Source organism: Dokdonia sp. Asnod3-C12 (assembly GCF_045063975.1).
In the GTDB taxonomy this organism is placed as follows: domain Bacteria; phylum Bacteroidota; class Bacteroidia; order Flavobacteriales; family Flavobacteriaceae; genus Dokdonia.
Window position 1 is genome coordinate 2,886,718 of the sequence record NZ_JBEFNY010000003.1, and the last position, 13,096, is coordinate 2,899,813.

At 38.3% G+C, this 13,096-nt stretch carries 10 protein-coding genes; 5 read left to right on the plus strand and 5 right to left on the minus strand.

The annotated features are described in order from the left end of the window. Positions 1-20: 20 nt before the first annotated feature. Positions 21-734 (plus strand): YqjF family protein, encoded by a 714-nt coding sequence (locus tag ACJJVW_RS13070; protein ID WP_405252393.1) that lies wholly within the window; start codon positions 21-23, stop codon positions 732-734. Positions 735-739: 5 nt separating this feature from the next. Further along, positions 740-997, plus strand: coding sequence for a DUF3820 family protein (locus ACJJVW_RS13075; protein ID WP_013749509.1), 258 nt, complete (start codon positions 740-742; stop codon positions 995-997). 1 nt (position 998) lies between these two features. Here ACJJVW_RS13075 and ACJJVW_RS13080 read toward each other — a convergent pair whose 3' ends face one another. From ACJJVW_RS13080 to ACJJVW_RS13095, 4 genes are all read right to left on the minus strand, one after another. Then, positions 999-1,724 (minus strand): SAM-dependent methyltransferase, encoded by a 726-nt coding sequence (locus ACJJVW_RS13080; RefSeq protein ID WP_298324182.1) that lies wholly within the window; start codon positions 1,722-1,724, stop codon positions 999-1,001. Between the two features lie 121 nt (positions 1,725-1,845). Further along, the gene (locus ACJJVW_RS13085; RefSeq protein WP_298324185.1) at positions 1,846-2,319 is read right to left on the minus strand and encodes a low molecular weight protein-tyrosine-phosphatase; all 474 of its coding nucleotides are present in this window, start codon (positions 2,317-2,319) and stop codon (positions 1,846-1,848) included. Between the two features lie 129 nt (positions 2,320-2,448). Next, on the minus strand, positions 2,449-3,717 hold the full coding sequence (locus tag ACJJVW_RS13090) for an ammonium transporter (RefSeq protein ID WP_405253106.1): 1,269 nt from the start codon (positions 3,715-3,717) through the stop codon (positions 2,449-2,451). Positions 3,718-3,771: 54 nt separating this feature from the next. Beyond that, positions 3,772-4,812, minus strand: coding sequence for a porin (locus tag ACJJVW_RS13095; protein ID WP_298324188.1), 1,041 nt, complete (start codon positions 4,810-4,812; stop codon positions 3,772-3,774). A 440-nt stretch (positions 4,813-5,252) separates the two neighbouring features. Between ACJJVW_RS13095 and gltB the strand changes: the two genes are divergently transcribed. Genes gltB through ACJJVW_RS13110 form a run of 3 tightly spaced genes read left to right on the plus strand, consistent with a single transcriptional unit; the run spans position 5,253 to position 11,517 of the window. Then, a complete protein-coding gene (gltB, locus tag ACJJVW_RS13100) occupies positions 5,253-9,791 on the plus strand; it encodes a glutamate synthase large subunit (protein WP_405252396.1) in 4,539 nt (1,512 codons plus the stop codon). Positions 9,792-9,794: 3 nt separating this feature from the next. Continuing rightward, positions 9,795-11,258 (plus strand): glutamate synthase subunit beta, encoded by a 1,464-nt coding sequence (locus ACJJVW_RS13105; RefSeq protein ID WP_405252399.1) that lies wholly within the window; start codon positions 9,795-9,797, stop codon positions 11,256-11,258. Positions 11,259-11,310: 52 nt separating this feature from the next. Continuing rightward, a complete protein-coding gene (locus ACJJVW_RS13110; protein WP_405252401.1) occupies positions 11,311-11,517 on the plus strand; it encodes a hypothetical protein in 207 nt (68 codons plus the stop codon). Between the two features lie 82 nt (positions 11,518-11,599). On the opposite strand, the gene dnaA is transcribed toward ACJJVW_RS13110, so the two are convergent. Next, complete coding sequence (dnaA, locus tag ACJJVW_RS13115) at positions 11,600-13,027, minus strand: chromosomal replication initiator protein DnaA (RefSeq protein WP_013749500.1); 1,428 nt, start codon at positions 13,025-13,027, stop codon at positions 11,600-11,602. Positions 13,028-13,096: the final 69 nt, after the last annotated feature.

Here is a 13,096-nt window from a genome sequence, read left to right on the forward strand (position 1 = left end):
TACTATCACACTATAATTCTATGAGCTTCCTTACCGCAGTATGGCGCCAGCTTGCTTTTATAAATTATGAGGTAGATCCAGCTCTTTTAGAGCCATATGTCCCTTATGGAACAGAGTTAGATTTTTATGAAGGTAAATGTTACGTGAGTGTCATTGCCTTTATGTTTCTGGAAACACGTATTAAGGGTGTTAAAATTCCGTTTCACGTAAATTTTGAGGAAGTGAATCTGCGTTTTTACGTGCGTAGAAAAGATGGTGGTATTTGGAAACGTGGAGCAGTATTTATAAAAGAAGTAGTTCCTAAGCCTGCAATTTCTTTTGTTGCAAATGCACTTTATAATGAGAGCTATGAAACCTTGCCCATGCGACATGAGTGGGAGATTACAAGTGAACATCGCAAGATCTCATATGGATGGAAAAAGGATGGCACGTGGCAGTCTATTAATATAGAGGCCGCTGTAGCTTCACAACCTATTGAGAAGAATAGTGAGATGGAGTTCATATCAGAACATTATTGGGGATATGCGAGTCCTTCTAAGTTTAAAACTAATGAGTACGAGGTAACGCACCCGCGATGGAATTATCATCCTATAAAGAAAGCAACGTTTGATATTGACTTTGAGGCGATGTACGGTGCTAAATTTAGCTTCCTACAAACACAGAAGCCTACTTCTATATATTTGATAGAAGGTTCGGCAATAACGATTGAGGGTAAAACGGTGATTAAGAAATAACAAGCATGGCAGATATACATAAAGAAGCACAGGATCACCTCATCGAGATGGCTTATTATAGAATGCCTTTTGGTAAATATAAAGGTTGGTACTTAGTAGATCTGCCAGAATCTTATTTTGTGTGGTTTAGACAACAAGGTTTTCCAGAAGGTAAGCTGGGAAGGTTACTTCAAGAAATGATGGAAATTAAAGTAAATGGTCTAGAACCTATGATCAAAAAAATCCAACAAAAATATCCTAGGCCAGCTAATTTGAGGCGCTAACTTAATATGACTTGTGAATTATAAAAATTGCAGGTCTTTTGTGTAAGTCTGGTGCATTAGTTTTCCAGAAAGAAGCACTTTTTGTAACTATATATTCTGTAGGAAGCGTGATATCGCAAGCAATACAAACTTGTGTTTCAGGATGAACAGTATTGCAAATGTCTTCTAGCATCTTATTATTGCGATACGGAGTCTCAATGAATAATTGCGTTTGTCCCTGCTCAGAAGATAATCGTTCTAATCGTTTCAACTCTTGCTTACGCTGTTGTGCGTCAATAGGTAGATATCCATTAAAAGCAAAATTTTGACCATTCATACCGCTGCTCATCATTGCCATGAGTATAGAAGATGGACCTACAAGTGGTACCACCTGAATGCCTTTTTGATGGGCAATTTTTACAACTTCTGCTCCAGGATCTGCAACACCTGGAACTCCAGCCTCAGATAGTAACCCTACAGATTCCCCTTGTAAACATGGCTCTAAATACGATGGGAGCTCAGCAATATCTGTGTATTTATTTAATGGGAATAATTTTAATGAGGGTTGTGATTTGCCAGGAGATATCGCTTTAATGGAGCGACGTGCTGTTTTTTCGTTTTCTACGATATACGTATCTATAAATTCTACCACCTTTTTTACTGAGATAGGCATTACTTCTAGAGCGCTTGTGTCACCTAGAGTCGTAGGTATCAGATATAATTTTCCAGTTGCGGTAAATGAACTCATAGGTAAGTAGTTTATAGGTTGGGGTTATCGTATGGGTTGCAATATAAATACATCGTCTCATATGAGCAATATTTACTTTTGCAATGTCTATAATTTCTAATAAGATGTATGATGTAATAAATTACGCTAGTTCCTTTGCGATATGATCGCATGCGGTATCCAGCATTTCATATACTCTCTCAAAGTCTTCTGCACTTCCATGATATGGATCTGGAACATCTACTTTTTCTCCATGAAACACTACATCGAGAATCATCACTACTTTACGGCGCTGCTCATCTGAAGTTGCTTTGGCTAGCACATCTTCCAGATTGTTTTGATCCATCACATAAATATGATCAAAATCATTAAAATCACTTTCAGATAACTGTCTCCCTCTAAGTCCTGAGATATCCACACCATGAGATAATCCTACTTTTACGCTCCTAGGATCTGGCGGATTACCAACGTGCCAATCTCCTGTACCTACGGAGTCTACAGTAAAAAGAGTTTCGTCTAGCTTAGATCTTAAAATACCTTCGGCTAGCGGAGAGCGGCATATGTTTCCTAGGCAAACCATTAAGATCTTTGTAGTGGTGGGAGCTTGTTCGTTCATTACTCTAAGGTACTTAATTTATATACGCTTTCGCGAAAGCGTAATAAAATACCGATAATAAAAAACCCTGACCATCTGGTCAGGGTTTTAAAATTAAAGTAAAATATGCGAATTGAGGTTGATATTTAATTACTCACCTCTATCTCTTTTTCCTGGGTAAGCTATGGTACCGTGTTCTGCCATATCAAGACCTAATTCTTCTATTTCTTTACTTACACGTAGTCCAATAGTCTTCTTAAGTGCAAATAAAATGATGAATGATAAGCCAATAGACCATGCTGCATACGCCAAAGCACCTAATGCTTGAACGCCTAGTTGACTAGCGCCACCACCATTAAGTAGGCCTATTCCTGCATCTCCATCAATTCCCCAAAGTCCAATTACTATGGTTCCCCAAACACCTACAACTCCGTGTACTGAAACTGCACCTACTGCATCGTCAATTTTAAGTTTCTTCTCGATAAACTCTATTGAAAATACGACTAGGATACCTCCTATTAATCCAGCTAAAACCGCTCCTCCAGCGCTCATATTACCACAACCCGCAGTAATACTTACTAAACCGGCAAGGGCTCCATTTAAGGTTTGTGCTAGGTGTGGTTTTCCATACCAGATCCACGTTGTTATTAATGCACCTAGTCCACCTGCAGCAGCAGATAGGTTAGTGATCAATACAACATTTGAAGCTCCTATAGCATCTGCTCCACCCCAAGCGAGTTGAGATCCACCATTGAAACCAAACCATCCTAACCAAAGAATAAATACACCTAGAGTGGCTAGTACTTGGTTGTGTCCTGGTATTTCAAATACTTTTCCATCGACAAATTTTCCAATACGTGGTCCTACCAATACAGCAGCAACTAATGCAGCCCATCCACCTACAGAGTGTACAATAGATGATCCAGCAAAATCAATGAAGCCTAGGTTAGATAACCAGCCTTCTCCTTGCCATTGCCATCCTCCTGAAATAGGATAAATAACGGCTGTCATTATTAGAGAGAATATAATGTAAGTAGAGTATTTTGTTCTACCTGCAATTGCTCCAGATACGATGGTCGCAGCTGTTGCAGCAAACATTGTTTGGAAGAAAAGATCTGCACCTTCTCCTTGAAAAAGACCACTCCAGAAAAACCAACCGTTAGAAGTGTCTCCATACATCAGAGAGTATCCTACAATCCAGTATGTTAAAGAACCTACGCAAATATCTAGTAGGTTTTTCATTGCAATATTTACGGCATTTTTAGAACGTGTCATTCCAGATTCTACTAATGTGAATCCGGCTTGCATAAAGAATACTAGTATACCAGATAGTAGCATCCAAAGCATTCCTATGTCTCCATTAATCGCAGTGATTGCATTTTCTAAATCTTCAGGACTTACAGTGTCTTGTATAAACATGAGATTAGGCATAATTGAGTTTAATAGTTGTATCATAATTAGAGATTAGTTTTATTAGAATTTATAGATACCTGCAATTAGAAATGAAGATAATGAGCTGTTAGGTTCAAGGTCAGTATCAAGGAATGTGTCTTCACTAGCACTGTCTAAGCGAAATTCTGGTTTGATGGTAAGGTCACCTACGGTATAACTTCCAGTAAGAGTAACTGCAAGTACAGATGCATCTCCTTCATCATCATAACCTCCTATGGCTCCAGCACCACCTTCTGCTTCTGCAAAGTATTCTCCTCTCAGTCCTAGTGTGAAAGATTCTGATGTTTTGTATTGTGGATATAGCGCAACACCATAAAATGAAGCTCCGTCTGTGTCATTGTATGTTGCGTTAAGACCTAGGTAAAAGTCATCTGATAGATCGTGACCAGTAGTAAGATCTACTTGGAATGTACTTTCTGTACTTCCTCCTTGCTTTCCATACAAGAAATTAAGATACGTGGATTTATAACCTAGCTGAGCGCCTAGTGTGTAATCGTTATCAAAATTAAATTCTGTAGCATCTGTCTGGTTAAGTACACCTACCATAGCGCTCCAATCTTCAGATAAAGTAAAGTCTGCTTTTATACCCGTATGAGAAAATGGTCCATATGAAAACATATAAGACGTTGAGTAGTTAAAGTTGAGAGTAGGAGAGATTACTTCATAACCTAAGAAGGTATTAAAGTTTCCTAAAGTAAGTTTTACTTTTTCCGAAACATTCCAGTATACGTAAAGTTGGTTTACAATATTTGAAGAAGGTCCAGATAAGAAAACAGCTTCTTCACCTCTAGGGCCAAAAACTAAATCTGCGACAGCACCTACTTTTCCATTTTCACTTTCAAAAGAACCTATCACATTTGCCATACCAATTGCAAAACCATTGCGATTTGCAAAGGAGGTATTTGGAGCGATAGCATCCTCGCCATTAGGTCCAGAAAGGTTTTGTCTAAAGTAAGTGTCAACACTTCCTTCTACAGTAAATTTTTTCTTTGTTGATTCTTCCTGAGCAAATAGGGAAGTGGTTGTAATGGCTAGTACTAAGAACGTAATAATGGACTTCATAAGAGTGTGGTTTTATTGTTGATTAGTTCCCAAATGTATCTTAAAATTTAGTTAAGGCTATAAATTGTGGTGTTGTTTTGTAAATTTTTATGTTTTTTTTAAAATCACCCCTAAAAAATTAGGGGTGTGGTAAATAATTTGTGATTTTGTTGTGATATGTGTTTTTGGGTTGTTGGGTTTTTAGTGCTAAATGAGTTAAATTATTAAGGATATTTTGGTCTTAGGCAGTATTCGTTGCAATGGCGATAACGTTTTCGTGGTTTTTGAGCAATTTTATTAATTTGAATATGATAAAATAACCTATGTTTTAATGAGGTTATATGAATTAAGTGGTGTCTATAATTTATTAATCGCAATAATGTGTGGTGGTTTTTGAGACTTAGATAAGTAGGATTATCTTGTGAATAAGTAATGATGGTTTCACCATAAAAATGTAGACAATGCTTAAGGATCAGGGATTATATTTAAAAGAATTTGAACACGATGCTTGTGGAGCGGGATTCATTTGTAGTTTAAAAGGAATAAAGTCAAATGACATTATTCATAAAGCACTAGAAATTCTAGAAAAACTAGAGCATCGAGGAGCTGTAAGTGCAGATGGAAGAACGGGAGATGGCGCAGGAATCCTTATAGATATACCTCACGATTATTTTCAAGCGAGCTGTGATTTTGAGTTGCCACAAGAAGGAAGTTATGCTGTGAGTAATGTGTTCCTTCCTCGTAAACAAAACCAACGAGATTACTGTATTTCGGTGTTTGAAAAGAACCTTACGGATCAGGGTATACATATTATAGGATGGCGAGATGTACCGGTAGATAAATCTATTTTGGGTGAGATTGCTCAAGTTTCTGAGCCCTTTGTGAAGCAAATATTTGTTTCTTATGACGGTGGTGATAAGAATCCCGCTTTCGCGAAAGCGCAACAAAAACCAACTCCAGAATTTGCATTTAATTTAAAATTATTTACTGCACGTAAAATTGCAGAACACACCATATATGATTCTAAGCTATCTGAAAGTTCATTCTTTTATGTGCCTAGTTTTTCAACCAAAACCATCATTTATAAGGGACTACTAATGCCTCAAGATATTAAGGTCTATTATAAGGACTTGATGGATCCTAGGGTTGTGACACGTCTGGCACTTGTGCATCAGCGTTTTTCAACAAATACATTTCCTACTTGGGATCTTGCACAGCCTTTTAGATATATGTGTCATAATGGGGAGATTAATACGTTGCGTGGTAATGTAACTCGTATGTACTCCAGAGAAGAGCTTATGGAGAGTCCGCTTTTTGGGGATGATATCAAAGCTGTGTTACCAGTGGTAATCCCAGGTAAATCTGATAGTGCGTCTATGGATATGGTGGTAGAGCTGTTATTAATGACCGGCCGCTCACTTCCAGAGGTAATGATGATGCTCGTGCCAGAAGCGTGGGAAAAAAATAAGGAGATGTCTCCTGCAAAACGTGCTTTTTATGAATTTAACTCCTGCCTTATGGAGCCTTGGGATGGTCCAGCGTCTATTCCGTTTACAGATGGTAATTATATAGGAGCGGTACTTGATCGTAATGGATTGCGTCCATCGCGTTATTCTGTTACAAAGGATGGCTACGTGATTATGGCTTCAGAAATTGGTGTGGTAGATATTGAGCCTAGCAATGTGCAGTTCCACGGTCGTTTAGAACCAGGTAAGATGTTTCTAGTAGATATGGCGCAAGGTCGTATCATTAACGATGAGGAAATAAAAGAGGAGATTGCAACGCGTCACCCGTATCAAGAATGGCTTGATGAAAATTTAATTCACTTAAGGGACATTCCTTATAATGAGTGTCCGCTATTTTTAAATGAAGCGCCCCTCAAGGAGCGTTTGATCACCTTTGGGTACACACAAGAAGATATAAATACAATTATACTACCCATGGCAGCAAATGCTAAGGAGCCTATAGGTTCTATGGGTAATGATGCTCCTATTGCTGCGCTTTCAGAAAGACCGCAACTCATTTATAACTACTTCAAACAATTATTTGCTCAGGTTACAAACCCACCACTAGATGGTATTAGAGAAGAGTTGATTACAGATATTTCTCTAACCTTGGGAGCCGATTATAATATTTTTGACATAAATCCCGAGCATTGTAGAAAACTTAAAATTCAAAATCCAGTTATATCAAAACAAGATTTAGATAAGATAAAAAGTCTAGATGATAAAAACTTCAAAGTGGTTTCTGTGCCGATGCTATATCAGGTAGAGAGAGGTCATAACGGTCTTGAAGAAGCGCTAGAAAAACTGTTGCAAAATGTAAGCAAGCAGCTTGATGAGGGGGCAAATATTGTTATTCTATCAGATAGAAATACGTCAATTACAGAGGCACCTATACCAGCATTGCTTGCCTGCTCTTATGTAAACAATGGACTTGCAACTCATAAGAAGAGATCTCAATTAAGTTTAATTATTGAGTCTGCAGAGCCTAGAGAGGTGCATCATTTTGCATTATTGTTTGGTTATGGTGCGAGTGCGATTAACCCTTATATGGTTAATGAGATTATAGAAAATCATCCAGAAGATCTTGAGCTTGCTAGTGTAGATGTAGAGGAGGCTATTCAAAACTTCAATAAAGCTGTAGGTAAGGGTGTGCTTAAGGTGATGAATAAGATTGGTATTTCTACACTTAATTCATATCGTAGTTCGCAACTTTTTGAGTGTATAGGCATTAGCAAAAAAGTAGTTTCAAAATACTTTCCGCGCACGGTGACTAGAATTGAGGGAGTTGGGTTACACCAATTAGAAGGGGAAATAAGTAAGCGTCATACAGCTGCTTACGATAAGAAGGAAATTGCTGCAGACTTACCGCTAGAAATAGGTGGTGAGTATAGATGGAGAAGAGATGGTGAAGCGCATTTATTTAATCCGCTTACGATTGCAAAACTTCAAGAATCTGTACGAAGCAATAAGCCGGTAATTTATAAGGAATATGCAGATCGTGTAAATAATCAAGCTAAACAACTAATGACCATTAGGGGCTTGTTTGAGTTTACAAACTATGATCCTATAGATATTGACGAAGTAGAGCCCTGGACGGATATAGTAAAACGTTTTAAAACGGGAGCAATGTCTTATGGATCTATTAGTAAAGAGGCGCACGAGACACTAGCTGTAGCGATGAATCGTATAGACGGTAAATCAAATTCTGGCGAAGGAGGAGAAAACCAAGAGCGTTTTTATAAAGATGTAAACGGTGATTGGAAAAATAGTGCAATAAAACAAGTGGCTTCTGGGCGATTTGGGGTGACTTCAAATTACCTTACAAATGCTGCAGAGATTCAAATAAAAATGGCACAAGGAGCTAAGCCTGGTGAAGGAGGGCAGTTGCCTGGGCCTAAAGTAAATCCAGAAATTGCAAAAACACGTAATTCTACTCCTTATGTAGGATTGATTTCTCCACCACCGCACCATGATATTTACTCGATTGAAGATTTATCACAACTTATTTATGACCTTAAATCTGCAAATAGAGAGGCACGTATTAATGTAAAATTAGTATCAGAAGTAGGTGTAGGTACTGTAGCCGCTGGTGTTGCAAAAGCTAAGGCAGATGTAATCTTGATCTCTGGGCATGATGGAGGAACTGGTGCAACGCCGCTTACTTCATTAAAACATACAGGGCTTCCGTGGGAGTTAGGACTAGCCGAAGCGCAGCAAACACTCGTTATGAATGATTTGCGTGGTCGTGTGAGGTTAGAATGTGATGGCCAACTCAAAACCGGTAGAGACGTAGCAATTGCATGTCTTTTGGGAGCAGAGGAGTTTGGTTTTGCAACTGCACCGCTAGTAGCTTCTGGATGTATTATGATGCGCGTATGTCACTTAAATACTTGCCCTGTGGGAATTGCTACGCAAAACCCAGAGTTACGTAAGCGTTTCAAAGGAAAGCCAGAACATGTAGTTAACTTCATGTATTTCGTAGCGCAAGAGCTTCGTGAGATTATGGCAAAGCTTGGCTTCAAGACCGTAGATGAAATGGTTGGGCAAGTGCAAAAACTAGAGCGAAACACCGCTATAGATCAGTATAAAGCATTAGGTCTAGACTTGTCTCCTATATTACACAAGATTGCTGTTAAAGAAGGACAGTCCTTACGAAATACAGAGAAGCAAGATCACGATTTAGAAAAAGCATTAGATTTTAAAATTATATCTCAGGCGCACCCTGCATTATTCAGAAAAGAGAAAACCACGCTTGATCTTAAGATTACAAATGAAGACAGAGCAGTAGGAGCCATTTTAAGTAATGAGATCTCAAAAATTTATGGAGTTAATGGGCTGCCAGAAAATACATTAAAAATCAACTTTGAAGGTTCGGCTGGACAGAGTTTTGCAGCATTTGCAACGCATGGACTAACACTTTCGGTTACTGGAAATACAAATGACTATATAGGCAAAGGACTTTCTGGAGCAAAAGTGATTGTAAAAGTACCTGTAGAGGCAACCATAATTCCTGAGGATAATGTGATTATTGGAAACGTAGCATTTTACGGTGCCACTGCTGGAGAGGCTTACATCAATGGAAAGGCTGGAGAGCGTTTTTGTGTACGTAACTCGGGAGCTAGAGCTGTTGTAGAAGGTATAGGTGATCATGGTTGTGAGTATATGACAGGAGGAGTAGCAGTGATTTTAGGAGCTGTGGGTAGAAACTTTGGAGCTGGAATGAGTGGTGGAATTGCATATGTGTATGATGTTGATAGTTCGCTTTCGCGAAAAGCAAACTCAGAGGGCTTAAACTTCTTAAAAGTAGAAGAAACACAAGATCGTGAGGAACTTAGACAATTGGTCGAAAACCATTATAATGCTACACTATCTCCACTAGCACAACGTTTCCTAGAAAATTGGGATGTGGAAATAGGCAATTTCACGAAAGTGTTACCAGAAGAATACCGCCAGGCTTTAATAAGACTAGAGGAAGAACAAAAATTAGCAAACTAAGAGATGGGAAAAGTAACAGGATTTTTAGAATATAAGCGCAAAGATGAGAGCTATGTAGCTCCGGAGGAACGCTTAAAAAATTACAAAGAATTTACCGTTCCACTTGAAGAGTCAGATCTTAAAAAGCAGGGAGGAAGGTGTATGGATTGCGGGATTCCATTTTGTCATTCTGGATGCCCGTTAGGTAATCTTATACCAGATTTTAATGATGCAGTGTATAAAGGTCGCTGGAAAGAGGCTGCAGGGATATTACATGCAACCAATAATTTTCCAGAATTTACAGGAAGACTTTGTCCTGCCCCATGTGAGGAAGCTTGTGTTCTTGGAATTAATGAAGATCCAGTAAGTATTGAAAATATAGAAAAAAATATAGTAGAGCGTGCTTTTGAAGAAGGATGGATTACAGCGCAACCACCTGTGAAACGTACAGGTAAATCTGTTGCTGTTATAGGTTCTGGGCCTTCTGGGCTTGCTACAGCGCAACAGCTCAACAGAGCTGGACATGCGGTGACTGTTTTTGAAAGGGACGCAAAAGTGGGTGGATTACTACGTTATGGAATTCCAGATTTTAAGATGGAAAAAAATGTAATAGATCGTCGTCTTGAGGTCCTTGAGGAAGAAGGAATCACCTTTAAAACAAATGCACATGTGGGTAATAACATAAGTGTAGAGGTGCTCCAAAATGAGTATGATGCTATTGTACTGTGCGGAGGAGCAACCATAAGAAGATCAATACCAATTAAGGGTGCACATCTTAAAGGAGTGTATCAAGCAATGGATTTTTTAAAGCAAAATAATGAGCGTCAAGATGGCTTAAATGATTGGGAAGAAGAAATTGTAGCAACCGGTAAAAACGTTGTCGTAATAGGAGGAGGAGATACAGGTTCTGATTGTATAGGCACGAGTAATAGGCAAGGAGCGAGTAGTGTGACTAACTTTGAGATTCTTAATAAGCCTACTGTAGAGCGACCTACAGAACAGCCTTGGCCATATTATCCTATGCGATTGCGCACAAGTTCTTCACATAAAGAAGGGGTTGATCGTGTGTTTAGTATATCTACCAAAGAATTTGTGGGTGACGCTGCTGGAAATCTTACAGGATTAATTACCGCAGAGGTGGAGTGGATTACTCATGACAGTGGAAGGCGAGAGTTAAAAGAAGTTCCTAATTCAGAAAAAGAATGGGAATGTGATATGGCATTTCTAGCATTAGGTTTCACCGGTCCAGAAAAAACATTAATTGACCAATTACATCTCGATACAGATTTGAGAGGTAACATTAAGGCAACTGATTATAGTACTAATGTCTCGGGTGTATTTGCAGCAGGTGATATGCGTAGGGGGCAATCCCTTATCGTCTGGGCAATTTCTGAAGGACGTCAAGCAGCACATCACGTAGATAAGTTTTTAATGGGAAGTTCTGAGCTTCCATTAAAAGATGAGGATAGCGATTTGCCTAGACGTTAACTATTTGTGATGTTAATTGTATATTGACATTTCTAACAATAGAAGTAGTATCATGAAAATTCAAAAAAGTTCAAAAGGAGAATGGGTATCAAATTTTGGAGGAGTGCTTGTTGTAATAGGAATCATGTGTATGGTTTTTGAGGCCAGTAGTTATTTTATTTTTGGATTTCTCATAGCGGGTATTCTTGTTACGAGTGTTGGAGTGGTCAATTCACTTAAGAGTGGTGTCGCAAAAAAGAAAATAGAAAAAGAGAATTAAATTTGACTATAACAGTAAAAATAACAAAGCCTCTACATGAAAATGTAGAGGCTTTGTTATTATAATCAATTCAAGATAGAAGTTACACAGATAGCTTCTTTCCTAAATCTTCTACGTATTTTCTAAACTGCTTGTCTGTGCTGGCAAGGTTATCTACCGTTTTACAAGCGTGTAATACGGTTGCGTGATCGCGTTGTCCTATTTGAGAGCCTATACTTGCAAGTGATGCCTTTGTAAGCTTCTTTGCAAAGAACATAGCGAGCTGTCTCGCTTGTACAATGTGACGTTTACGAGTTTTAGACTGTAGTGTCTCTACATCCATCTGGAAGTAATCTGATACAATCTTTTGTATGTAATCTATAGATACTTCGCGCTTCGTATGCTTCACGTAGTTGTCTACAATCTTCTTAGCTAAATCTAATGTGATTTCTTTCTTATTGAAAGAAGAGTGAGCAATAAGTGATATAATAGCACCTTCTAGCTCTCTTACATTTGTCTTGATGTTATTTGCAAGAAATTCTACAATCTCTTCTGGCATCTCAACACCATCTTGATATAGCTTTTGCTTTATGATGGCTATACGCGTTTCAAAGCTTGGGTGTTGTAGCTCTGCACTTAATCCCCATTTAAAACGAGAAAGAAGGCGTTGCTCGATGTCTTGCATATCAACCGGCGCCTTATCTGAGGTAAGAATTACTTGCTTACCATTCTGATGTAGGTGATTAAAGATATGGAAGAACACATCTTGAGTTCCTGCTTTACCACTTAGTAATTGAATATCATCTACAATAAGAACATCAATAACTTGATAGAAATGTATAAAGTCATTTCTGTTGTTCTTTTTTACAGACTCAATATACTGTTGTGTAAACTTCTCAGCAGATATGTATAAAACAGTCTTTGCTGGATATTTATCTTTTATTTGAACACCTATAGCGTGTGCAAGGTGAGTTTTTCCTAAACCTACACCGCCAAAAACGAGTAGTGGATTAAATGATGTTCCTCCAGGTTTATTTGCAACTGCCATTCCTGCAGAACGTGCAAGACGGTTAGAGTCGCCTTCAAGGAAGTTATCAAAGTTATAATTAGGATTGAGCTGTGATTCAATTTGTAAATTTCTGATACCAGGAATTACAAAAGGATTTTTAAGCTCTGGGTTCTTGTTTTTAAATGGAGCATCAACATCTTGAGATTTCATAGTGCTACGATTTGCACTAGGAATCTTTTCAGTAAACGGTTGATTGTTTCCGTAAGTGTTTTCCATTCTGATTACATAAACCAGTTTGGCATTTTCACCTAGTACTTTGTTAAGCGCAACTTTAAGAAGTTTAACATAGTGCTCTTCTAGCCATTCATAAAAGAACTTACTAGGCACTTGTATGCTTAATGCGTTATCTGTGAGCTTGACCGCTTTAATCGGTTCAAACCACGTCTTGTATGCCTGGGGTGTAATATTGTCTTTAATAAAAGAGAGACAATTATCCCATACAGATTGCGCAGTTAGAGTCATTCGTTGAGTTAAATTATTGGTTGTTTTTTAGTACAGAATGCCTTTTAAAAGGATTATCGTATTGTTGAT